This is a genomic window from Cupriavidus sp. U2 (genome assembly GCF_009663685.2).
GTDB lineage: Bacteria > Pseudomonadota > Gammaproteobacteria > Burkholderiales > Burkholderiaceae > Cupriavidus > Cupriavidus necator_C.
In genome coordinates, this window is record NZ_RCOG02000003.1 from 1 (window position 1) to 23,061 (window position 23,061).

Sequence of the window (23,061 nt, forward strand, 5' to 3'; positions counted from 1 at the left end):
CCTTCAGGCGGCGGTTTTCCTCTTCGAGCTGGCGAATGCGCTGCTGCTCAGGCGTCAGCGGCTTGCCCACTCCCTTGCCGCCAGCCACTTCAAGGTCATACTGGACCAGCCAGCGCCGTAGGGCAGTCTCCCCAATCGCCATCGTGTGGCAAACCTCAGCGACCGATAGGCCCTGATCCCGGACCATCCGGACTACCTCCAGCTTGAAGGCGGCGTCAAACTTGCGGCGTTGCTTTGTCATGTCGTCTTTCCTCGTCGATCGTGATTTTCCACCTATCGACCTGTCTGAGGAAATTGGACCACTACAGAGAACACCGCACGCCATTCAACCTTCGTCGGCTTGCTCCCCTCCCCCGCGTGGCGGGAGAGTGAGAACACCGCCCGCCATTCAACCTCCGTCGGCTTGCTCCCCTCTCCCGCACTGCTGAAGAGGGAGACAACGATCAGTCCACGCTTGCCTCGTGGACAGCCCCCACCGCAAACTGCCCCAATATCCGCAGCGCGGTGATGTCCTCGGCGGTCCACGATTCCACGCCGGCCAGGTAGTTGAACGTGCCGATTACCCGGCCACCGTGGCACAGCGGCACGTTGACCACGCCGTTCAGGCCCAGCGCGCGGATCGTGGCGATGTCGTCGAATACGGCGGCCAGCGCCGCGTCGCCTTCGCCCACGAAGACTTCGCCACGGTCCAGCAGCTGGCGTGTCCAGCCGGTATCGCCCTTGACCTTCTTGCCGCCGGGCGGGTAGGCCGACGGGTCCGATGACCACAGCCGGCGGATTTCGCGGCTTTCCACGTGCCAGGCGTTGATCGTCAGCAAACCCGGCCCGACGATATCGAGCGTGGCCGCGCCAACGGCGTCCATGACGGCCTGCGGCGTGGCGGCGGCGCGCAGGCGGTCGAACAGCGGATGCAGGTGCGTTTGCCAGTGGCCCAGCGTATCGACGCTTGCCATCGTCACTCTCCGTGGATGCCCAGGTCCTTGATCAGCTTGCCGTAGCGGTCGGCATCGCGGCGCAGGATCTTGCCGAACTCCTGCGGCGTCGAGGTCGCCGTTTCCACGCCGATCGCGTCCATCTTGGCCTTGACCTCGGGCAGCGACATCACGCGGTTGATTTCGGTGTTCAGCCTGGCCACCAGCGCGGGCGGCATGTTCTTCGGGCCGAACGCGCCGTACCACACCGACAGTTCATACCCGGGGATGGTCTCGCCCACGGTGGGCACATTGGGCAGCAGCGGCGACCGCCTGGCCTCGGTCACGGCCAGCAGCTTGAGCTTGCCGGCCTTCACGTGCGGCAGCGTCTGCGTGCCGGCGGAGAACAGCAGCTGGGTCTGGCCCGCCACGGTATCCACCACGGCCGGCGCACCGCCCTTGTACGGCACGTGCAGCATCTGGATGCCCGCCATCTTCTCGAACAGCACGGCGCTCAGGTGGTTAGTCGAGCCGGGCCCGGCGCTGGCGTAGGCCAGCTTGCCCGGATTGGCGCGGGCGTAGGCGATCAGTTCCTTGACGTTATTGGCGGGCACCGACGGATGCACGACCATCGTGTTGGTCACGTAGGCCAGCAGGCCCAACGGCGTGAAATCTTCCACGCCCTTGAACGGCATGTTGGCCATCAGCGCCGGGTTCATGGCGTGCGTGCTCATCGAGCCGATCAGCAGCGTGTAGCCGTCGGGCTGGGCACGCGCCACCATCGCCGAGCCGATGTTGCCCGACGCACCGGGCTTGTTGTCGACGATCACCGGCTGGCCCAGCGACTTTGTCAGGTGCTCGGACAGCACGCGCGCCAGGATGTCGGTGGACCCACCGGCGGCCCAGGGCACGATCAGCGTGACCGGCTTGGCGGGATAGGCGTCGGCGGCCGCGGCGTGGCCGGCGAACGACATGGCCAGCGCGGCAGCACCGCACAGCAGGCTTTTCAATACGGACCTCATGATGCAACTCCCCTTCTGTCTTCGGACTGTCTAATGTGATGCGATTCAGCGGCCCACGGCATAACCCTGCATGCCGCGCGCATTGGCGCCCGCGCGCAGCACCAGCCGACCCTTGCCGTCGCGCTCGCGCGTGCACGCCGACATGCGGCCTTCGGACCAGTCTTCCCCCACGCGAACTTCGTGCCCGCGCTCGCGCAGGGCTTCGATGGTGGCGGCCGGGAAGCGCGACTCGACGGTGATGCGGTTCAGCGTGGTCTGGCGCGGCCAGAACGATTGCGGGAAATGGTCGATATGCCAGGCCGGCGCGTCGATGGCTTCCTGCAGGTTCATGCCGTGCACCGCATGGCGCATGAAGAAGGCCAGCGACCATTGGTCCTGCTGGTCGCCGCCGGGCGTGCCGAACACCATGTACGGCTCCCCATCGCGCAGGCACAGCGACGGCGACAACGTGGTGCATGGGCGCTTGCCCGGTGCCAGCGTATTGGGCAGGCCCGGCTCCAGCCACGTCATCTGCAGGCGCGTGTTCAGCGCAAAGCCCAACGCCGGAATGGTGGGGCTCGACGACAGCCAGCCGCCCGACGGCGTAGCCGCCACCATGTTCCCGTGGCGGTCGATCACGTCGATATGGCAGGTGTCCCCGACGAACACTTCGCGCTCGGCCCATTCGCTGACGGGCGGCAGCGCCGCGAACGTGGGCTCGCCGATGCCGAAGCGCGTGTCGGCCGCGGCCAGCGTGCGGTCGGCCACGGTCAGGTCCGGCATGCGCGGCGCGCGGCCCTTGAGCGCCCCCGGCTGCATCGTCAGCGACGCGCGGTCGCCGATCAGCGCGGCCCGCGCGGCCAGGTAGTGCGGGTTCAGCAGCGCGCAGAGCGGACTGTCCTCGAACAACGGATCGCCGTACCAGGCGGTGCGGTCGGCCATCGCCAGCTTGGCGGCCTCGGCAATGGTGTGGACGAATTCGGGCGAGGTCGGCGCGTGGGCATCCAGATTGGCGTGGCGCAGCATGCCAAGCTGCTGCAGGAACATCGGGCCCTGGCTCCAGATATCGCACTTGGCCACCGCATAGCGGCCGAAGTCGAGCGAGACCGGGGCTTCCACGGTGGGCTTCCAGCCGGCGAGGTCGTCGTAGCGCAGCAGGCCGGTGTGCTTTTCGCCGGTGGTGTCGCGCACGGGGGTGGTGCGGCAGTATGCGTCGATGGCCTCGGCTACGAAGCCGCGATACCAGCAGTGCATCGCCGCGTCGATCTGGCCTTCGCGGCTGTCGCTCCGGCTCACGGCCGTCTCGACGATGCGCGTGTAGGTATCGGCCAGCACCGGCAGCGTATGCAGTGCGCCGGGGCGCGGCACGCGGCCATCGGGCAGCCAGGTATCGGCCGAGCTGTGCCATTCGTCACGGAACAGCTGCTGAACGGCCAGGATGGCCTGGGAGATGCGCGGCACCAGCGGGAAGCCGTTGCGTGCGTAGCCGATGGCCGGCGCCAGCACGTCGGCCAGCGACCACGTGCCGTGGTCGCGGAGCATGGTCAGCCACGCGCCGAACGCGCCGGGCACCGTGGCGGGCATCAGGCCGATACCGGGCATCAGTTCCATGCCCTGCTTGCGCAGCGCCTCGGGGTCGGCCAGCGCCGGGGCCGGGCCCTGGCCGCAGACCGAGCGCACCGCGCGGTCCTTTTCGCTCCAGAACAGGATCGGCACCTCGCCGCCGGGGCCGTTCAGGTGCGGCTCCACCACCTGCAGCACGAAGCCTGCCGCCACGGCCGCGTCGAATGCGTTGCCGCCGCGCTCCAGCACGCCCATGGCCGTCTGTGTGGCCAGCCAGTGCGTGGAAGCAGCTACGCCGAACGTGCCGACGATCTCGGGGCGTGTCGTAAACATGGGCAAATGACTCCTGTTTGATGCATTTGATTTGTGATTCGAGTATAGGCAGCGGAAATAACTGCCAACGTCGAATAACTTATCGTTGCATTACCATTCGGTTATACCCATTCGCCGCCTTCTCGCCCCGCCATGCCGATTGCCACCGACAAGTTGCTGCATCAGATCGTGTCGCGCCTGCGTCTGCGCCATTTGCCGCTGCTGCTGGCGCTGGAGCGGCAGCGATCCGTGTCGCGCGTAGCGGCCGAGATGAACCTGTCCCAGCCGGCCGTGACCAAGGCACTGCGCGAGATCGAGGACATCTTCATGACGCCGCTGTTCACGCGCACGCGCAATGGCCTGGAGCCCACGGCCACCGGCGCGGCCGTGCTGAGCCACGCGCGCATGACGCTGGCCGATGCCGAGGCGCTGGGCCGGCAACTGGCGGTGATCGAGGCCGGCCGGCGTGGCCGGCTGCGGCTGGGCGTGATCCCGTACACGGCCCGCGCGGTGCTGGACGCCGCGCTGGCGTATGGGCTCAACCAGCAGCCGCGCCTCTCGGTGGTCGTGCGCGAAGGCACCACCGACGAACTGGTTGGGGCGCTGCGCCAGCACGAACTGGACTGCGCGATTGCGCGCTCGTTCTACCTGGCGGGCGAAGATATCGTGCAGGAGCCGCTGTACCGGGAAGAGCCGGTGCTCGTGGTACCTTCGCGGGCCAGGGCGCGGCTGTCGCGCGGCGACCTCGACTGGAAGCGGCTGGCCGAACTCGACTGGATTCTGCCGCCGCCGCATACGCCGGTACGGCGCACCATCAATACGATGTTCGCGGTGGCCGGCGTGGCGCCGCCGCTGCCGATCGTCGAAACCTATTCGATCAAGCCGATGGCCACGCTGCTGCGCAGCCAGCCCGACGCCATCACCATCGTGCCGCGTGCCGTGGCCGCCGAACTGATCGAACTGGGCGACGCGGCGACGCTGCCGTTTTCTCTGAGTTGGGACTTGCCGCCCGTGGTCTTGATGTGGCGGCGCGAGTCGGAGGAGAACGATCTGGTGAAGCCGCTGGTGGCGGCGTTGAAGGCGGCGGTGGGGTAGTGGGATTTGGGGGGCGGCGAAGGCGGCGGTGGGGTAGTGGGAATGGGCGGCGGTGGATGGGGATGGGCCTGCCCTCTCCCCCAACCCCTCTCCCGCCGTGCGGGAGAGGGGAGCAAACCGCCGCCTTCGAAGGCCTCGTGGTGTTCTCCCCTCTCCCATGCAATGGGAGAGGGGCTGGGGGAGAGGGCATCGAGGTTCTGCTTGCCGACATATGGCAATTTGAACCGCCAGCACCTTCCATCAACAAAGACAAACAATCAAATGAAGACCGTTGCACTCTACGTCCTGACCGCCCTGGCCGAAATCCTCGGCTGCTACCTGCCCTACCTCTGGCTGCGTCAGAACGCCAGCCCCTGGGTGCTGCTGCCCGGCGCGGCGTCGCTGGCGGTCTTTGCCTGGCTGCTGACCTTGCACCCCGACGCCTCGGGCCGGGTCTATGCCGCCTACGGCGGTATCTATATAGCAGTGGCCATCGTCTGGCTCTGGCTGGTGGACGGCGTGCGGCCAAGCATCTGGGATATGACAGGTGTCACAATCGCCGTCGCCGGCATGGCCGTGATTGTGTTTCAGCCGCGCTGACATCAGATTAAGGGCGAATTAAGCGCCACTTTTTCTGACAAAATCCGTCACTTTATGCATCTTGATCCACACCCTCCCAGAGTGGGGTGACAGGAATTGGCAGACACATCTGGTTACAGGTGACAAGAAATCTCACATTTCAACGATTTCTGGCCGGAATGTGAGCTGGCACACCTGTTGCTCTATAGGACCCCGACAGCAGCTGCTGTTCTCAACTAATTCAAAGGGGTCAATTCCATGAAAAAAGCACGGATGGGAATCCACCAACGGGTCCAGAAGGGTTTCACGCTGATCGAACTGATGATCGTGGTCGCGATCATCGGTATCCTGGCTGCTATTGCGATTCCGGCATATCAAGACTATATGGTCCGCGCTCGCGTTACGGAGGGCATGTCCCTCGCGGCGGCCGCCAAGACTTCGGTTACTGAAAACGCGGCAAACGGGGTCGCGTTTGCCAGCGGCTGGACGATTCCGACGCTGACCCAAAACGTATCGGATATGACGATCAACGCGACCACTGGTGAAATCACCATTACCTACACCGCACGGGCCGGCGGTGGCACGCTGGTTCTGGTACCGTCGTCGGCTGATGTCGCACTGGCCGTAAACACGGTGCCGGCGGGTGGTTCGGTGACTTGGGAATGCTTCTCGGCAGACAAAACCGCGTCGACGCTGCCGACGGCTGGCCCGGCACCGACGACTGCAGCAACGCTTCTCGGCAAGTACGCGCCGGCAAATTGCCGCACGTAATAGCTCCGACAATTCCTGCCTAAGCTCTCTACGGCAGGAGCAGTCGAAAATACCCCTGGCCTTTCCCCAGGGGTTTTTTCTTTTCCAGCAATCAACGTCTCCGCCGTATCACCCCGCCTCCCCCCGCATCCCAATCTCCCCGATCAGCTTCCCATATCTCGCGTTATCCGCCACCACCATCCGCGTGAACTGATCCGGCGAATCGCTTTTCCGAAGTTCTCCCGCATTGGCCTTCATCGTCGCGTCGAGCTTGCCGCTCCCCTGCAGCGCCGCCACCAAATCGAATAGCCGTTTCGCCATGGGCGCCGGCAGGCCGGCCGGGGCGAACAGGCCGCTCCAGTTATCGAGCACGAAGCCGGGCGGCAGCGATTCCGCCAGTGTCGGCACGTTCGGGAAGTAGCCGGTCCGCGCCGCCGATGACACCGCCAGCGCACGGATCTGCCCGTTGCGCAGGAACGGCGCCGCCGTGGACATCACCGGCATGCCGAACTGCGTCTGGCCGCTCAGCATCGACGTCAATATCTCGCTGGCGCCCTTGTACGGGATGTGCACCGCCTCGACATGGTGCTGGTGCAGCAGCGATTCCACGGCCAGATGCGAGACGCTGCCCTTGCCGCCCGAGCCGTAATTCAGCGCGCCGGGCTTCTGCCTCATCGCGTCGATCAGCTCGCGCGCCGTCCTGAATGGCGACGATGCCGGCACGGCCAGGATCACCGGGCCGCCCGACAGCGCCGAGATCGCCGTGAAGTCGTTGGCCGCGTCGTAGGGCTGGTCCTTGTAGAGATGGACGTTGATTACATGCTGGTTGGCCAGGATGCCCAGCGTGTAGCCATCGGGCTCGGCGCGCTTCAGCGCCCGGGCGCCGATGATGCCGCCGGCCCCGCCGATGTTCTCCACCACCAGCGGCTGCCCCAGCACCGGCGACAGTTCCGCCGAAATGGTGCGGGCGATGGAATCGGGCGCGGTACCCGCGATAAACGGCACGATCAGCCGGATCGGGCGCGACGGATACGGCGCGGCGGCCACGGCCACGCGGCTCATCACGCCCCCCAGTGCGGCGGCACCGGCTGCGGCGCCCGCCGTAGCCAGCCATTGACGACGATTCATGTTGTCTCCTGTCTTTTTTTGGTACGTGGCGCGTGTGGCGCCATCAGGCCCCGGCCGGGTCCAGGATGGCCTTGGCGATGGTGTTGCGCTGGATCTCGCTGGTGCCGGTGAAGATGCGGAACATGCGCAGCTTGCGCCAGGTCTGCTCCACGGGATGCCCGCGCGTGACGCCCAGGTTGCCGTGGATCTGCACGGCCTTGTCGGCCACCTCGAAGCAGCGTTCCGACACGAACAGCTTGCACGCGGCCGCCTTCATGCGCAGGTCGGCACCGGCATCGGCCAGCAGCGCGGTCTGCGCGATCATGCTCTCGCACGCCCACAGCGCCGCCGCCATGTCGGCCAGCATATGCTGGATGGCCTGGAAGCGCGCAATTGGCCCGCCAAACTGGCGGCGCTGGCCCGCGTACGCCACCGATGCCTCGTAGGCGCGCGTGGCCAGCCCGAGCATCGACGGGCAATGCAGCAGCCGGTTCACGTTGATACGCGACATGCCCAGCTTGAACCCCCGCCCTTCGCCGCCAAATATATTGGCGCGCGGCACACGCACGTTGTCGAAGCGGATGTCGGCGTCGATATGCTGGCCCGACATCGGCACGTACTCGGTGCTGACAGTCACGCCGGGCAGGTCCAGATCGACCAGCACGGCCGTGATCGACGGCGGCGTGGTGGTGGCATCGGTCACGCACATCACGATGGCGAAGTCCGCAAACGGCGCGCCGCTGATGTAGTGCTTCTCGCCGTTGATGACCAGATCGTCGCCATCCACCACCGCGCTGGTGCGGATGCTTTGCGCATCCGAGCCCGAATGCGGCTCGGTCAGCGCGAAACAGGTGGATTTCTGGCCCCGGATCACCGGCTCGAAATAGCGCGCCACCTGATCAGGCGTGGCGTACTTGAGCATATTGCCCACGCGCGGGGGCCCGCCCAGGTCGCCCAGCACGTGTGGCGCCAGCACCGCGCCGCTGGCGGCCAGGTCGGCCTTCAGCGCGCACTGTTCCGAGACATTGAGGCCCTTGCCGCCCAGTTCCACCGGCAGGCAGGCCGCATACAGCCCTAGTTCGCTGGAGCGGCGCCAGACGTTGCGCAGCACGTCGCGCGGCCACGGGTCTTCGGTGCCCAGGCCCAGTTCGCGTTCCAGCGGCAGCAGTTCCTCGTCGATGAACCGCTGCACCGCTGCGCGCGTTTCGATCAGCACGGGATTGGTCAGATGGTCGAACATGTCTTTTCTCGGTGGATCAGTTCACGCGGCGGCTGGCGCCGAGCCAGTACTGCTCGCGCACCAGCTTGCGTGCCAGCTTGCCGCTGGCGTTCTTGGGCAGTTCGGCGACGAAGTCCACCGAACGCGGCGACTTGTAGTCGGCAATGCGCGCGCGGCAGTGCCCGATCAACTCTGCGGCGCTGGCTTGCCGTCCCGGCCACAGCGCCACCACGGCCTTGACGCTTTCGCCCCAGGTGTCGTCGGGCACGCTGATCACGCAGGCTTCCATCACGTCGGGATGCTGGTACAGCGTGGCCTCCACCTCGGTCGGATAGACGTTGAAGCCGCCCGAGATGATCATGTCCTTCTTGCGGTCCACCAGGTACAGGTAGCCATCGGCATCCACGCGCGCCAGGTCGCCGGTATGCAGCCAGCCGTCGATCAGCACCTCGCGGGTCAGGTCGGGCTCGCCCCAGTAGCCCTGGAATACATCCTCGCCACGGATCACAAGTTCGCCAATTTCATCGCCGCTCACCTCCTCGCCGCGCTCGTTGACCACGCGCACTTCGGTTTCGCCCAGCGCGCGGCCGCACGATGCCAGCCGCTCAGGCTTGCTTTCGATCGCGAGCGCGTGGTCGGCCGTGGACAGGCGCGTCACGCCCGAGGTCGATTCACTCGCGCCGTAGCCCTGCGACAGCACCGGGCCGATGCGTTCCCAGGCCTCGCGAATGCGTGCCGGCGCCATCGGCGCGGCGCCGTAGGCCAGCGTCTTGAGGCTGCTCAGGTCGGCCGTGGCCAGTGTCGGCTCGGCCAGCAGCATGTTGATCATGGCCGGCACCATAAAGACGTGGGTCAGCTTCAGGCGCGCCACATCGGCCAGGAAGCCGGCGGGCTCGAACTTCTCGAACAGCACCAGCGTGGCGCCCAGGAACAGATAGGGCTGCATCAGCATGCCCGACGCATGCGTGACCGGGCCGATCAGCGCCAGCCGGTCGCCGGGGCGCGCCGGGCGGTCCATGGTCAGAATCATCTTGCGCATCGACGCCAGCCGGTTGCCGTAGCTCTGCATGGCCGCCTTGATCTTGCCCGTCGAACCGGATGAAAAATGCAGCACGGCCAGGTCGTCGGGCTGAGGCACATAGTCGATTGCCGAATTCGCGCCGCGCTCGATCAGGGATTCGTAGGCGGCATAAGCGCCTTCCCTCCCTTCCCCCCCTTCCGCGCCTGCGATGGCAATGAAATGCTCGACACAGCCAAACCCGCGTGTGTCACGGGTGTAGCCGGTATAGCCGGGTCCCGCGATCATCACGCGCGGGGTGCAGTTCTCGACCACGTCCGACGCCTCGTTGGCCGTGAACCGCGGATTCAGTGCCGCCTTGACCAGCCCTGCCTTGTACAGCGCACATTCGATCTCGACGATCTGCGGGCAGTTGCGCGACTGGATCGCCACGCGGTCCCCCTTCCGCAAGCCCAGCGCCAGCAGCGCATTGGCCAGCCGGGTCGAGCGTTCGTCCAGCTGGCGGTAGGTCAGCACGCGGTCCCGGTACAGCACGGCGGGGTTGTCGCCCCAGTAGCGCGCCGCACGCCGGAGGAAGTAGGCGAACGTCATCGTGGTCTCCCAATTTGAATGTTGTGGTGTGAGCCAAGTCTGTAAGATGGCGGGCATCACCACAATGTCGCGACTGGCATCAAGTCATAAACAACGGGAATGAGGAACACAAGGCACAATGGAGACACGTGATCTGGACTATGTGCTGGCGGTGGGCGCCCACGGTGGCATCGGCCGCGCCGCGGAGGCGCTCGGGATGACCCAGCCGGCGCTGACCAAGGCGATCCAGCGGGTCGAGGCGCAACTGGGCGTACCGCTGTTCGAGCGCACCACGCTCGGCATGCGCGTGACGCAGGCCGGCACGGTATTTCTGGAGCGGGCACGGCGCATCCGGCTCGAATACGACGATGCCATCAAGGAGATGCGCGGCATTCAGACTGGCGAACAGGGCCTGCTGCGGCTCGGCTATTCGCCTTCGATGCCCAACGCGCTGGTGCTGGGCGCCTGCCAGCAGTTGCTGCGCGAGCGGCCCGTGGCGCGGCTGCGCCTGAGCATGCGCGTGGCGCGCGAGCTGATGGACCAGGTACAGGCCGGCGAACTGGACCTGGCCGTGGCCCCGCTGCCGCGCCAGGCCAACCCGGCGCTGGCCACGCGCGAACTGTTTACTGACCGCCTGGCCGTGGTAGCCGACGAAAACCACCCGCTGCAGCGCCGGCGCAACCTGACACTGGCCGATCTGGTGGGCCAGCACTGGCTGCTGCCGACCGGGCACGTGCTGATCCGCCAGCAGATCGACAGCGCCTTTGCCAGCATCGGCCTGCCGGCGCCTATGCTGCGCGTGGAGACGGATTTCGGCAGCGCCACGCTGTTCGACCTGGTGCGCGGCACCGAGATGCTGTGCATTGCCGGATCGACGACTAACAGCAAGCGCCTGGGCCTGCGGCCCATTGCCTTGCGTGCCGATGCGCTGGACCTGGGACGCCGCGTGGGCGTCATCACGCGCGCAGGGGCCTACCTGTCCCCGCTCGCGCAGCGGATGATCGACATCCTCGAAGCCCACGTGGCATAACGGCTGCGGCTATGGCTGCGGCGGGAACGTGCGCAGGTAGGCCAGCAGGTCGTCCAGCTGGCGCGCATTGCTCATGCCCCAGAAGCGCATCTTCGTACCGGGCACGACCTTGGCCGGCGATTGCAGGAACGCGCGCAGCGTGTCGTCGCCCCAGACCACCGGGGACGCCTTCATCGCATCGGAATAACGGTAGTCGTCAGTCCCGCCGGCCTTGCGGCCGAACACACCGTTCAGCTGCGGCCCGAAGGCCGCCCGGGCCGACGGACCCACGTGGTGGCAGGACGCACAGCGCGTGGCGAAGATGTCCTTGCCCTTGTCGATATCGCCGGCGGCATGGGCAGCGGTGACGGCAAACAGGGCGAATGCAAGCGGTGCAGCGTACTTCATGATGCGTGATGAGAATGGAATCGGCCTGCCCTCTCCCCCMGCCCCTCTCCCGCGCGCGGGAGAGGGGAGCAAACCGGCAGCGTTGAAACAACAAGGCAAGCGCCTGCCATATGACGCGCCTGGACGCGCCTCGAGGCGTATTGCTACACCGGATAACTCGCCACTTCGATCAGGTTGCCGTCGGGATCGCGGCAATACACGGACGTCATCGGCCCCAGCGCGCCGGTGCGCTGCACCGGCCCGACTTCCACGGCCACCTTGTGTGCCAGGAAATGGGCGACCACCTCCTGCGGCGGCATCTTCGTGATGAAGCACAGATCGTCGCTGCCCGACGTCGGGTGAACGCCGGTGAACCACGCCACCGTGTCTTCGCCCACCGGGCGCAGGTTGATTTTCTGCTGGCCGAACTTGACCGACACGCGATTGCCGGTGCGCGACGCGAAGTCTTCGCGCTGCATGCCCAGCACCTGTTCGTACCAGGCCACGCTGGCCTCCACGTCCTTCACATTGAGCACGATATGGTCAAGGCGTTCGATCGCTAGCGTCATGGCGGGGGCGTCCTTTCGTGGTCCCGGAGGTGGCCCCCGGGAGCGGCGATTATGTAACAGCATGTGTGGCTGTGCAGTGCAAGGCGTAATGTACACCGGGCCAGCGGAGCGCGGCTTTTATACTGCCGGGCCGGTCAACCACCGCGCCCCAAGTCATGCGCCGAATCTCCTGGCTTATCATGAGCCTTGTCATCGCGGCACTGATTCAAGTGCCCGCAGGTTTCGCGGCCGAACCCGCCTCCGAGGCGGAAGCGCAGCAAATTCCCACGCTGACGCACGCCGAAGCCATCTCCGAACTGAAGCGCCTGCAGTCCGAGCAGGATCGCGTGAAACAGCAGGCGTCCAGTGCGTCCGGCAACATCAAGCTGGGCGATCTCAACGACGCGCTGAAGCAGCTCGACGACGATGTCGACAAGCTCACCGCGGCGCTGACGCCGCAGCGCGCCCAGTTGCAGGCACAGGTAGACCTGCTCGGGCCGCCGCCCGAAGCCAGCCCCAACAGCAAGGCCAAGGACGCCGCCAAGGAAGCGCCCGCCGTCATCAGGCAGCGGGCGGAACTGAACGCGCGCAAGAGCCAGCTTGACGACGAACTGAAGCAGGCCGCCGACAGCAAGGACAACATCGCCCACCTGCGCGACCAGCTGGCCAAGCTGCAGCGCAGCCGCCTGAAGGACCAGCTCGCGCTGCGCTCGGACAGCATCCTGAACCCCGCCTTCTGGACGCCGCTGTTCAAGGTGTCCGAGGAAGACCGCGAGCGCCTGGGCAACTTTACCGACGACATCGGGCCGCGCATCCGGCTGGCCTGGGATGCATCGCAGCGCGGCAAGACCATCATCCTGCTGGCCCTCGCGCTGGCGGTCTGGTCGCTGGGCCGGCGCCTGCTGGAACGCGGGCTGGCGTGGTTCTGCCTGACCCAGCTGCCCGAAACGCGCCTGCGCCGCAGCGCGCTCGCACTGGCCACGGCGCTGACCACCGTGGCCACCACGGCGCTGGCTGTGCGCATCGTCTATGCGGCCTTCACGGGCGGCGACGAGATATCGCCCGCGCTGCAGGACCTGATGAACGAGATCGCCAAGCTGACCATGACCAGCGCGCTGATCGCCGGCCTGGGCCGCGCGCTGCTCTGCACGCGGCACCCGAGCTGGCGGCTGCCCGCGCTGGCCGACCCGGTGGCGCTGGCGTTGCGGCCGTTTCCCACGGTGCTGGCGGGCCTGCTGCTGCTCGCGGGCACAGTGGAACAACTGAACCGCATGGCCGATACCACGGTGCAGGTCACGCTGCTCGGACGCGGCGTGGTCTCGCTGGTGGTGGTGCTGACCATCGGGGCGGCGCTGCTGCGCGCCAACCGCGTACGCAGCGAACTGGTGGCCGCCGGCGAGCGGCCCGAAGAGCGCGCCACGCTGGCCGGGCTGATCCACGCGGCCGTCACGTTGATCGTGGCGGTGTCGTTCGGTGCCCTGCTGATCGGCTACATCAGCTTCGCGCGCTTCCTGACCTACGAACTGGTCTGGTTCGACATCGTGCTGTGCAGCCTGTACCTGCTGACCCAGCTCACGCGCGACATCTGCGAGGCGCTGTTCTCGGCCAGCCATCGCAGCGGCCGGATCATCAAGCAGCTGTTCGGGGTGGGCGATTCGCACCTGGAACAGGTGTCGACGGTGTTGTCCGGCATCGGTGCCAGCGTGCTGCTGTTGCTGGCGGTGCTGGCCCTGCTGACGGGCGGCTTCGGCACCACGCCGGTAGACCTGCTCAACAGCCTGCTGATCGTGCTGGGCGGCGAACGGCTGCGCAGCATGAACATCATGCCGGACCGCATCCTCAATGCTGTGATCGCGCTGACCGTGGGCATCTGGCTGCTGCGCTCGGTGCGCCGCTGGCTCGACGCCGAACTGCTGCCCAAGCTCTGCGCCGAGCCGGGCCTGCGCGCATCGCTGATCACGCTGTTCAGCAATGTCGGCTACGTGTTGCTGGTGCTGCTGACGCTGTCGCTGCTGGGCGTGAAATGGGAAAACCTGGCGTGGATCGTCAGCGCGCTGTCAGTGGGTATCGGCTTCGGCCTGCAGGAGATCGTGAAGAACTTCGTGTCGGGCCTGATCCTGCTGACCGAGCGGCCGGTGAAAGTGGGCGACATGGTCAGCCTGGCCGGCGTGGAAGGCGATATCCGCCGCATCAACGTGCGCGCCACGGAGATCCAGCTGGGCGACCGCTCGACGGTGATCGTGCCGAACTCGCAGCTGATCTCGCAGAACGTTCGCAACGTCACGATGAGCAACAGCACGCAGGGCGTGGCCACGCTGCAGCTTACGTTCCCGCTCAACACCGACCCCGAAGCGGTGCGCGACCTGCTGCTGGAGGTCTACCGCGAGAACGACAGCATCCTGGACATTCCCGCGCCGTCGGTCACGTTCAGCCAGCTGGCGTCCAATGGCATCACGCTGAGCGTCACGGGCTATGTGAGCAGTCCGCGCATTGCGGCCGGCACCAAGAGCGACCTGCTGTTCGAGATCCTCAAGCGGCTGCGGGCGGCCAATATCTCGCTGTCCGAACCCCAGACGCTGCGCGTGGAAAACATGGCGGCGGCGCTGGGCACCTGACGGCCGCTACGGGCGCCGCCCCGGCAGGGCCTAGGGTCCGCCGGGCTCGTGCCCGGTCCAGTAATCGGCGCCATCATCGTGCGTGGACAGCATGATCCTCTGATGGCAATGCTGGCATGTGTAGACAAAGACCTGCCTGCCGGCGTGCATCGTCGCATCGCCGGACCGCGCCAGGCGCGGATGGGGCGGAACATGACCGGGACGACCCAGCAGGTTCTTGCAAAGTTCGCAAGGAACCATCGTGCTCTCCAGACTCTGACTTCGGACCCTGCAACAACCATGTCCGCCTGCATGGCAGACATTGCTGCAACGCAACAGAAGCCAGTATAGGCGCACGATCGTTCGATCGCCACGCGCTTTGCGGCGGGTAGATACATTCCTCGATTTGCCGGGAATCTACGCCGCAAAGCGGTCGGTGGCGGCCAGAAGCTGGTCCATGATGCCGGGCTCGGTCCACGCATGGCCCGCGCCTTCGATCAGGTGGAAGTCGGCGTCGGGCCAGGCCTGATGCAGCGCCCAGGCATAGCGTGCCGGGCACGGCATGTCGTAGCGGCCATGCACGATCACGCCGGGAATGCCGGCCAGCTTGTGGGCATCGCGCAGCAGCTGGCCATCTTCGAGCCAGCCACGATGGGTGAAGTAGTGGTTCTCGATGCGCGCGAAGGCCAGCGCAAAGTGCCCTTCGTCGTGCTTGGCGGCAATGTCCGGGTTGGGCAGCAGCGTGATGGTCTCGGCTTCCCAGACGCTCCAGGCGCGCGCGGCTTCCAGTTGCTTCTGCCGGTCATCGCCGGTCAGCAGCTTCCGATAGGCCGCCATCATGTTGCCGCGCTCGGCGGCAGGCACCGGGGCCTGGAAGCGCGCCCAGCTGTCGGGAAACATCTCCGACACGCCGAACTGGTAGTACCAGTCGAGCTCGGCCTGCGAGACCGTGTAGACCCCGCGCAGCACCAGTTCGCTGACACGCGCCGGATGGGTCTGCGCGTAGGCCAGCGCCAGCGTGGAACCCCACGAGCCGCCGAACACCAGCCATTGTTCCACGCCGATCAACTGGCGCAGCTTCTCGATGTCATCCACCAGATGCCAGGTGGTATTGGCCTCCAGCGACGCATGCGGCGTGGATTGCCCGCAGCCGCGCTGGTCGAACAGCAGCACGTCGTAGCGCGCCGGATCGAACAGGCGGCGATGGTCCGGCGAAATGCCGCCGCCGGGCCCGCCATGCAGGAACACGGCCGGCTTGGCGCCGCGCGTGCCGACGCGTTCGAAATACAGGACATGACCGTCGCCCACGTCGAGCGTGCCGGTCTCGTAGGGTTCGATTTCGGGATAGAGCGTGCGCAGGGCGGACATGAATTGTTTCGCGTGAAGATCATTCGAAACAAAAGTGTAGCCCCCGGCCACGCCGGTTGCTTTAAGTTTCGTTTAAGTCTGCGGCCCTAGATTTGAGCCGTACCGCAACCGAACCTCAAGAGGTGAAGCCATGACTCCCCAAGACGTGCAAGCACTGGAAGCCTTCCTGAACCAGCTGACCCAGGCGCGCGTGGACAACAAGGACGCCCAGGCGGCGGCAATGATTGCCGATGCCGCCGCTCGCCAGCCAGATACCGCCTATCTGCTGGTGCAGCGTTCGATGCTGCTCGACCGCGCGCTGCAACAGGCGCAGGCGCAGATCCATTCGCTTCAGGCGCAGCTGCAGGCGGCGCAGGCCGCCAATGGCAACGGCGGACGCGGCTTCCTGGACAACGACGCCACCTGGGGCAACAGCGCCGGCCGCGCGCCGCAGGCTGCCCCGGCGCCGCAGTATCCGCCGCAGCAGCCCTATCCTTCCGCGCCCCCTGCCGCGCCGCAGTACCAGGCCGCGCCGGCACAACCGGCCCAGGCGTCCCGCCCGGGCTTCCTGGGCGGTGGGCTGGGCGGCACGCTCGGCACCATCGCCACCACGGCTGCCGGTGTGGCGGGCGGCGCGATGCTGTTCCAGGGGATCGAAAACCTGTTCCATCGCGGCAACAGCGGCGGTGGCTTCCTTGGCGGCCAGCCGGCGGCAGGTTCCGAGACCGTGGTGAACAACTTCTACGGCGACGATAACAGTGGCGGCGGCGGCCAGCGCGACAACGCGCTGCTGGCCGACAACGGCAACCTGGACAACGGGCTGGACGACTACGTCGACGCCAGCCAGGACGACGACTCGTCGTTCTTCTGACCTCACGGCGGCGCAGGCCGCCTTTGTAGGACAGCCTCCGGTTGCCGGCCCGCCCCGTTGCGGGCACGATCAGGTCAACCGGGCGCCACCTGCCCGGCAAGGGGAGCCGGCGCCATGAAGACGTTCCACTGCAATCGCTGCGACAACCTGGTGTTTTTCGAGAACATCGCCTGCGAACGCTGCCAGGCCACGCTTGGCTTCATTCCTGCGATATCGCAGCTGGCAGCCTTCGAAGGCGACGATGCCGGCGGCTGGCGCAGCCTGCATCCCGATGCCCACGGCGCCATGTTCCGCCGCTGTCACAACTACCAGGTGGAGGCCGTCTGCAACTGGATGGTGCCCGCGGACGATCCCGGCACGCTGTGCGAGGCCTGCAAGCTGACCCACACCATCCCCAACCTCGACGCACCCGAGAACCGCCTGTACTGGTACCGGCTGGAATCCGCCAAGCGGCGCCTGCTCTATACACTGCTGTCGCTGGGGTTGCCGGTCATCTCGCGCGATGACGACCCCGTATCGGGCCTGCAGTTCGACTTCCTGGCCAACACCGGCCCGCACGACCCGGCAATGACCGGGCACGACAACGGCCGCATCACCATCAACATCGCCGAAGCCGACGACGCGTACCGCGAGCGCACCCGCACCGAGATGGGCGAATCCTATCGCACCCTGCTTGGGCACTTCCGGCACGAGGTGGGACATTTCTACTTCAACCGGCTGGTTGCCGGCACGCGGCGCATCGAACCGTTCCGCAAGCTGTTCGGCGACGAAAGCGCCGACTACGCGGCGGCGTTGCAACGGCACTACGACCACGGAGCGCCGCCCGACTGGCAGGCGTCGTTCGTCAGCGCCTACGCGACGATGCATCCCTGGGAAGACTGGGCCGAAACCTGGGCGCACTACCTGCATATGGTGGATACGCTTGACACAGCCCAGTCATGCGGGCTGGTGCTCAAGCCGGAAAGCCCGCGCGAGCCGACGCTGACCGACCGGACGCCCGTGGAGGACGCCACCTTCCGCAGCCTGATGCAACGCTGGTTTCCGCTGACCTACGTGCTGAACAGCCTGAACCGCAGCCTGGGCGTGCCGGATGGCTACCCGTTCACACTGTCGCCGGCCGTGGTGGCTAAGCTGGAGTTCGTGCATCGCGTGATCGATGCGGCGGCGCGCGAGCATGCCAGCCCCGCACCGCAGCCGGCCGGCGAGCCCGCGGCCAAGCCAGCCGGCGCGCCCGCCGCCAACCCTGGCATCAAGCCGGACATCAAGCCGTCACGGTGACGTCACGGCGCGGCGCGCTGGACAGCGACCACGCGAACACCACCAGGCCGCCCAGCGCAAGCAGCGCGCCAACCCAGCCCGTGGATGTCCAGCCCATGCCGGCGGCGATGGTCACGCCGCCGAGCCACGCGCCCAGCGCGTTGGCCATGTTGAAGGCCGAATGATTGAGCGCGGCGGCCAGCGTCTGTGCATCGCCGGCCACGTCCATCAGCCGGATCTGCAGCGGCGGGCCCAGCGCCACCGCCGTACCCACCAGCATCACGTTCAGCGACGCCAGCCAGGCGTGGTGCGCCGTGAACACGAACGCGCCGAGCACCAGCGCCGACCACACCAGCACACCGCCCACGGTCGGCATCAATGCGCGGTCGGCCAGTTTGGCGCCCGCCAGGTTGCCGGCCACCATGCCCACGCCAAACAGCGCCAGCACGATCGGGATGCCGCTGGCCGGCATGTGCGCCACTTCGAGCATGGTCGGCTTGACATAGCTGAACACGGCGAACATGCCGCCAAAGCCGATCGCGCCGATGGCCAGCGTGAACCACACCTGCTTGCGCGCCAGCGCCGACAGTTCGCGCAGCGGGCTGGCATGGCGGTCGGCCGGCACGAACGGCACCCAGCGCCAGACCAGCAGCACCGTCAGCGCGCCAATGGCGCCCACGATCATGAACGCGGCGCGCCAGCCCAGCCACGTGCCGATGCCGGCCGCGATGGGCACGCCCACCAGCGTCGCCACGGTCAGGCCCAGCATGACCAGGCCCACGGCCTGGGCGCGGCGCTCGCGCGGCACCAGCCCGGCCGCCACCAGCGCCGCCACGCCAAAGTAGGTGCCGTGCGGAAAACCGGTCAGCAACCGCAGGACCAGCATCGACAGATAGGTCGGCGCCAGCGCGCTGGCCACGTTGCCGAGGGCAAAGAACGCCATCAGCGCGATCAGCAGGTTGCGGCGCGGCCAGCGTGCACCCAGCACCGCCAGCAGCGGCGCGCCGATCACCACGCCCAGCGCGTAGGCGCTGATCAGGTGGCCGGCCTCGGGGATGCTGATGGCCAGGTCGCGTGCGGCATCGGGCAACAGGCCCATGATGACGAACTCGCCTGTGCCGATGCCGAAGCTGCCCACGCCCAGCGCCAGCAGCGCGCGGCGGTCGGCGGCACGGTCGCGGGGCGTATCGGCGAGCGCATGCGGGGCAGGATCGGGGACGTTACTGAAATTGCCGGAAGGAACGGTCATGAGGAGAGATCGCGAGACACTTGTTATGGCTTTGCGCCGCGGACTGGCGGGCGGGATCTTGCGTCCTGCCTCGGGGGCTCCAGCGTGCTCCGGTGCGGCGTCGTAATGAGTAATACGGGGTGATGCGGGTGATACGGGCGAAACGGGGTGATGCTGCTACGTAGTACTACGCTGCGCCGCCGGGGACGGCACCGCCTACGCGAGGGCGCTATTGTGAAGCAAAACCGTTTTCGCTGCCGGAGCCCGGCGCAATGCCCCTTCGCCGGAGTCCTGTATCCGCCGGTATCCCGGTGCGGGTCCGCCACTGTGGGATAGGGCACAAGAGCATGGCGGGGCATGCACGGGTCGCCCTATGCTGGATACATGCGACGCCGGGGCACCGTACCCACGAAGCATGGCGCCGGGTGCCGCGCGTTTTATCGGGTGGGAGGGGATATGTCCCTGCGTAATGCTATGTTTCTTTCGGCCATCGGCCTGGCCTGGACCCTTCCCGCCCTTGGGCAGGGATGCCAGCACGACATGCAGTGCAAGGGCGACCGGATCTGCAACATGGGCAGCTGCATGGCGCCCGATGCCGATGGCCCCGACGCCTCGGGGCCGGCATCCTCGTCGAGCAAGTCGATGCCGACGATCAAGCTGTCACCGCAGCCATCGAATCCGCCCTCGGCGCAGCCGTCCTCGCAGCCGCTGCCGCCTTTGCAACCCTCGCCGCAACAGTCGCCACCCTCGCAGGGACAACCGCAGTCGCAACACGTCAGCGTGCCACGCAACTGCTGTACCGTGGCGGGCAAGTTGCGCCTGGCTCCGCCGCAGTCCGGCGACGCACCGCTGGTGGCTGGCGATGCCTGCCAGGGGCTGACCACCACCGGCAAGCCCGTGCCGGGCACGGCCTGCAACTGAATCGGGGGTCGCCTGCTCAAGCGGCGGGCAGCGATGCAACGATGGCCTGCCGCAGCCACTGGTGCGCGGGATCGCGATGCAGGCGCTCGTGCCAGAGCATCGACATCTCGTAGCCGGGGACTTCGACGGGTGCATCCACCATTTGCAGCGCCGGGTTATCGGCCACCAGCCGCGCGGGCAGCATCGCCACCAGATCGGTGCTGCCCACCACCGCCGCCACGTACAGGAAATGTGGCACGGACAACGCCACACGGCGCGACACCCCCGCCGCCGCCAGCGCCTCGTCCGTGACGCCGAAGAAGCCGCCGCCATCGGGCGACACGATCACGTGCTCCAGCGCGCAGAACTGCGCCAGCGTGGGCTTGCGCTTCAGGCGCGGATGCCCGGCGCGGCCCACCAGCACGTAACGCTCCGTGAACAGCGGCAGCCGATGCAGCGATGCCGGCGAGCCTTCGGTGGTGTGGAATGCCAGGTCGATATCGCCACGTTCAGCCAGACGCACGAGGCTGGCCGGCACCATCTCCACCACGGCCACCCGGGTGCCGGGCGCGGCTTGCCGCAGGCGGGCCAGCGCCGGCAACAACACCGTCGATTCGCTGTAGTCGGTGGCCGCGATCCGCCAGGTGTGGGTGGCCACGGCCGGATCGAATGGGCGTTCGGGCGACACGGCAAGCTCCAGCGCGGCCAGCGCCTCGCGCAGCGGCGTCCGCAGCGATTCGGCACGCGCGGTGGGCCGCATGCCGCGCGGCCCCGGCAACAGCAGGGGATCGTCGAAGATCTCGCGCAGCCGGGCCAGATGCACGCTGACCGCTGGCTGCGAATAGTGCAGGCGCTCCGCGGCGCGGGTGACGTTGTGCTCCGACAGCAGCACATCCAGCGTGACCAGCAGGTTCAGGTCGAGGCGGCGCAGGTTCGTCATGGCTGATGGCATAGCAAAGGTTAATGGCTGGAATTTCGGATATTCATTTCTAATATACCGAAGCCACGCCTATCCTGCCTTCACCGACTGATCAATGGAAGGCCGTCATGAACGTACTGATTGTTTACGCCCACCCCGAGCCCACGTCGCTCAACGGGTCGCTGCGGGATTTCGCGGTGCAACGGCTCGAAGCCGCCGGGCACCGGGTGCAGGTTTCGGATCTCTATGCGATGCAGTGGAAGGCACCGCTCGATGCCGGCGATACGCTGGAGCGGCGTCCCGGCGGCGCGCCCTTCCATCCGTCGCTCGATTCGCGCCACGCCTTCGAGAACGGCGTGCAGAGTCCCGATATCGCGGCGGAACAGGAAAAGCTGCGCTGGGCGGATGCCGTGATCCTGCAGTTCCCGCTCTGGTGGTTCTCGATGCCGGCCATCCTCAAGGGCTGGGTCGAGCGGGTGTACGCCTACGGTTTCGCATACGGCGTGGGCGAGCACTCGGACGAGCGCTGGGGCGACCGCTACGGCGAAGGCAATCTGGCCGGCAAGCGGGCGATGCTGGTGGTGACCACGGGCGGCTGGGAATCGCACTATGGCCCACGCGGCATCAATGGGCCGATGGACGACATCCTGTTCCCGATCCAGCACGGCATCCTGTACTACCCGGGCTTCGACGTGCTGCCGCCGTTCGTGGTCTATCGCACCAGCCGCATGGATGCGGCGCGCTTCCAGGCCACGACCGATGCACTGGGCGAGCGCCTGGACCAACTGTTCACGGCCGCGCCCATCGCGTTTCGGCCGCAGAACAGCGGCGCCTACGAGATACCGGCACTGACGCTACGGCCCGATATCGCCCCCGGACAGACCGGCTATGCCGTCCATGTGTCCCAAGCGGCCTGAGAAGCGGAAATCGGGAGAGCCCGGCGGCGGCCCGGGCCTCAGCGGTCCCGGGTGACGCTGACGCCGGCATCGACAGTGCCGTAGGTGGTCACGCTCGATCGCCGCTCTCCGGTGTCGGAAACGGTCGTACACCCCTGGGCCGCAGCCAGAAGCAGCAATAGGCCGAGGGTGCTGAAAATGACGCGCATGGGCCGAGCCTGAATCGTTGCAATGCAGGCTTCGACGTCCGGGTGGGCCGGGAAGTTTCACGCCTCCCGGCCGGCCAGCCAGTCCTGCCCGCTCAGGCTGCCTGCGCGCCGCGTGCCTCACGCGCCGCCTGGCGGTAGTGGCGTGTGTGACGATACAGCCCGTACAGGCTCGTAGCCGTAAAGCCAAGCTGCTGGACAAACAGGCCATAGGTACCTGTGACCAGCGCAAAGGCGCTCCACACCAGGTTCGAGCACAGGTAGGCAATCCATCCCCAGCGCGATGCACGGTTGTGCAGCGCCACCAGGAAGGATCCACTCATGGCCAGGGCGCACCCCGACCATTCGAGTCCAGTCAGCAATTGAGGAATTTGAGCGGCAAGCTCCATGGGGGTTGTCTCCGGTTTGCGTTCATTTTTTGTATGCAAAACGGAGACTACCGGAAATGGGCGGGATCACGCAAGCGGTATGTCCGCATGTCGGCATTCGTGCTACGCGGCGGCCGCCAGATGCGGCGCTACAATGCCCGCTCTTCACCACGGGAAACCGATCCATGCTGCCGGACAGCGAATCGCTACTCCTGCTCGTCACGCGCGAGATGCCCTTCGGCAAGCACAAGGGCACGCTGATCGCCGACCTGCCGGGTAACTACCTGAACTGGTTTGCGCGCGAGGGCTTTCCGCCCGGCGAGATCGGCCGGCTGCTGGCGCTGATGCACGAGCTTGACCACAACGGCCTCTCCGACCTGCTGAAGCCGCTGCGCGAGCGCGTGTCCGGCCGGGCGCGGAAATAACA

Annotated in this window: 24 protein-coding genes; 10 read left to right on the forward strand and 14 right to left on the reverse strand. The window is 66.8% G+C overall.

Annotated features, from left to right (window positions below; genetic code table 11):
- The 4 genes from D9X30_RS04565 to D9X30_RS04580 form a co-directional block, all read right to left on the reverse strand.
- Positions 1-241 (reverse strand): transposase (locus D9X30_RS04565; RefSeq protein ID WP_194946451.1); only part of this gene is annotated, 241 nt, incomplete at its 3' end.
- A gap of 202 nt (positions 242-443) precedes the next feature.
- Complete coding sequence (locus tag D9X30_RS04570) at positions 444-953, reverse strand: GAF domain-containing protein (RefSeq protein WP_153949266.1); 510 nt, start codon at positions 951-953, stop codon at positions 444-446.
- 2 nt (positions 954-955) lie between these two features.
- A complete protein-coding gene (locus D9X30_RS04575) occupies positions 956-1,933 on the reverse strand; it encodes a Bug family tripartite tricarboxylate transporter substrate binding protein (protein ID WP_153949265.1) in 978 nt (325 codons plus the stop codon).
- A gap of 45 nt (positions 1,934-1,978) precedes the next feature.
- Positions 1,979-3,808 (reverse strand): gamma-glutamyltransferase family protein, encoded by a 1,830-nt coding sequence (locus tag D9X30_RS04580; protein ID WP_153949264.1) that lies wholly within the window; start codon positions 3,806-3,808, stop codon positions 1,979-1,981.
- A 132-nt stretch (positions 3,809-3,940) separates the two neighbouring features.
- Between D9X30_RS04580 and D9X30_RS04585 the strand changes: the two genes are divergently transcribed.
- The 3 genes from D9X30_RS04585 to D9X30_RS04595 all read left to right on the forward strand — a co-directional run bounded on the left by D9X30_RS04585 (position 3,941) and on the right by D9X30_RS04595 (position 6,211).
- Complete coding sequence (locus tag D9X30_RS04585; RefSeq protein ID WP_153949263.1) at positions 3,941-4,882, forward strand: LysR family transcriptional regulator; 942 nt, start codon at positions 3,941-3,943, stop codon at positions 4,880-4,882.
- Between the two features lie 261 nt (positions 4,883-5,143).
- The gene (locus D9X30_RS04590; protein ID WP_153949262.1) at positions 5,144-5,461 is read left to right on the forward strand and encodes a YnfA family protein; all 318 of its coding nucleotides are present in this window, start codon (positions 5,144-5,146) and stop codon (positions 5,459-5,461) included.
- 237 nt (positions 5,462-5,698) lie between these two features.
- Positions 5,699-6,211, forward strand: a complete 513-nt coding sequence (locus tag D9X30_RS04595; RefSeq protein ID WP_283780731.1) for a pilin — start codon at positions 5,699-5,701, stop codon at positions 6,209-6,211.
- A 108-nt stretch (positions 6,212-6,319) separates the two neighbouring features.
- Here D9X30_RS04595 and D9X30_RS04600 read toward each other — a convergent pair whose 3' ends face one another.
- The 3 genes from D9X30_RS04600 to D9X30_RS04610 are packed head-to-tail and all read right to left on the reverse strand — an operon-like array spanning position 6,320 to position 10,125.
- Positions 6,320-7,318 (reverse strand): tripartite tricarboxylate transporter substrate-binding protein, encoded by a 999-nt coding sequence (locus tag D9X30_RS04600; RefSeq protein ID WP_153949261.1) that lies wholly within the window; start codon positions 7,316-7,318, stop codon positions 6,320-6,322.
- 43 nt (positions 7,319-7,361) lie between these two features.
- A complete protein-coding gene (locus D9X30_RS04605) occupies positions 7,362-8,537 on the reverse strand; it encodes an acyl-CoA dehydrogenase family protein (protein WP_153949260.1) in 1,176 nt (391 codons plus the stop codon).
- Positions 8,538-8,553: 16 nt separating this feature from the next.
- Positions 8,554-10,125 (reverse strand): AMP-binding protein, encoded by a 1,572-nt coding sequence (locus D9X30_RS04610; RefSeq protein ID WP_153949259.1) that lies wholly within the window; start codon positions 10,123-10,125, stop codon positions 8,554-8,556.
- A 118-nt stretch (positions 10,126-10,243) separates the two neighbouring features.
- Between D9X30_RS04610 and D9X30_RS04615 the strand changes: the two genes are divergently transcribed.
- Positions 10,244-11,134, forward strand: a complete 891-nt coding sequence (locus tag D9X30_RS04615) for a LysR family transcriptional regulator (protein WP_153949258.1) — start codon at positions 10,244-10,246, stop codon at positions 11,132-11,134.
- A 9-nt stretch (positions 11,135-11,143) separates the two neighbouring features.
- Here the strand turns inward: D9X30_RS04615 and D9X30_RS04620 are convergent, their stop codons facing one another.
- Together D9X30_RS04620 and D9X30_RS04625 are read right to left on the reverse strand one after the other, a co-directional pair.
- A complete protein-coding gene (locus D9X30_RS04620; RefSeq protein WP_153949257.1) occupies positions 11,144-11,521 on the reverse strand; it encodes a c-type cytochrome in 378 nt (125 codons plus the stop codon).
- 143 nt (positions 11,522-11,664) lie between these two features.
- Complete coding sequence (locus D9X30_RS04625; protein ID WP_153949256.1) at positions 11,665-12,069, reverse strand: VOC family protein; 405 nt, start codon at positions 12,067-12,069, stop codon at positions 11,665-11,667.
- 155 nt (positions 12,070-12,224) lie between these two features.
- On the opposite strand from D9X30_RS04625, the gene D9X30_RS04630 reads away from it, so the two are divergent.
- Positions 12,225-14,663, forward strand: coding sequence for a DUF3772 domain-containing protein (locus tag D9X30_RS04630; RefSeq protein WP_153949255.1), 2,439 nt, complete (start codon positions 12,225-12,227; stop codon positions 14,661-14,663).
- 396 nt (positions 14,664-15,059) lie between these two features.
- On the opposite strand, the gene pip is transcribed toward D9X30_RS04630, so the two are convergent.
- On the reverse strand, positions 15,060-16,010 hold the full coding sequence (gene pip / locus D9X30_RS04635) for a prolyl aminopeptidase (RefSeq protein ID WP_153949254.1): 951 nt from the start codon (positions 16,008-16,010) through the stop codon (positions 15,060-15,062).
- Positions 16,011-16,140: 130 nt separating this feature from the next.
- Between pip and D9X30_RS04640 the strand changes: the two genes are divergently transcribed.
- Positions 16,141-16,860, forward strand: coding sequence for a DUF2076 family protein (locus tag D9X30_RS04640; protein ID WP_153949253.1), 720 nt, complete (start codon positions 16,141-16,143; stop codon positions 16,858-16,860).
- Between the two features lie 114 nt (positions 16,861-16,974).
- Positions 16,975-18,138 carry a zinc-binding metallopeptidase family protein gene (locus tag D9X30_RS04645; protein WP_153949252.1) on the forward strand — a complete coding sequence of 388 codons (1,164 nt, stop codon included), beginning with the start codon at positions 16,975-16,977 and terminating at the stop codon, positions 18,136-18,138.
- Here the strand turns inward: D9X30_RS04645 and D9X30_RS04650 are convergent.
- Entirely contained in the window at positions 18,122-19,366 is a 1,245-nt protein-coding gene (locus D9X30_RS04650) for an MFS transporter (RefSeq protein ID WP_228771017.1), read from the reverse strand. The genes D9X30_RS04645 and D9X30_RS04650 overlap by 17 nt on opposite strands.
- 435 nt (positions 19,367-19,801) lie before the next feature.
- On the opposite strand from D9X30_RS04650, the gene D9X30_RS04655 reads away from it, so the two are divergent.
- A complete protein-coding gene (locus D9X30_RS04655) occupies positions 19,802-20,266 on the forward strand; it encodes a hypothetical protein (protein WP_153949251.1) in 465 nt (154 codons plus the stop codon).
- A gap of 16 nt (positions 20,267-20,282) precedes the next feature.
- On the opposite strand, the gene D9X30_RS04660 is transcribed toward D9X30_RS04655, so the two are convergent.
- A complete protein-coding gene (locus D9X30_RS04660; protein ID WP_153949250.1) occupies positions 20,283-21,185 on the reverse strand; it encodes a LysR family transcriptional regulator in 903 nt (300 codons plus the stop codon).
- 107 nt (positions 21,186-21,292) lie between these two features.
- Here D9X30_RS04660 and D9X30_RS04665 point away from each other — a divergent pair, with 107 nt between their 5' ends.
- Positions 21,293-22,081: an NAD(P)H-dependent oxidoreductase gene (locus D9X30_RS04665; RefSeq protein ID WP_153949249.1), complete on the forward strand. Its 789-nt coding sequence runs from the start codon at positions 21,293-21,295 to the stop codon at positions 22,079-22,081.
- Positions 22,082-22,119: 38 nt separating this feature from the next.
- Here the strand turns inward: D9X30_RS04665 and D9X30_RS04670 are convergent, their stop codons facing one another.
- Together D9X30_RS04670 and D9X30_RS04675 are read right to left on the reverse strand one after the other, a co-directional pair.
- Positions 22,120-22,269, reverse strand: a complete 150-nt coding sequence (locus D9X30_RS04670) for a hypothetical protein (protein ID WP_153949248.1) — start codon at positions 22,267-22,269, stop codon at positions 22,120-22,122.
- Positions 22,270-22,361: 92 nt separating this feature from the next.
- On the reverse strand, positions 22,362-22,589 hold the full coding sequence (locus tag D9X30_RS04675) for a nicotinamide mononucleotide transporter (RefSeq protein WP_228771016.1): 228 nt from the start codon (positions 22,587-22,589) through the stop codon (positions 22,362-22,364).
- Between the two features lie 230 nt (positions 22,590-22,819).
- On the opposite strand from D9X30_RS04675, the gene D9X30_RS04680 reads away from it, so the two are divergent.
- Positions 22,820-23,059, forward strand: a complete 240-nt coding sequence (locus tag D9X30_RS04680; RefSeq protein WP_153949246.1) for a DUF3820 family protein — start codon at positions 22,820-22,822, stop codon at positions 23,057-23,059.
- Positions 23,060-23,061 lie beyond the last annotated feature (2 nt).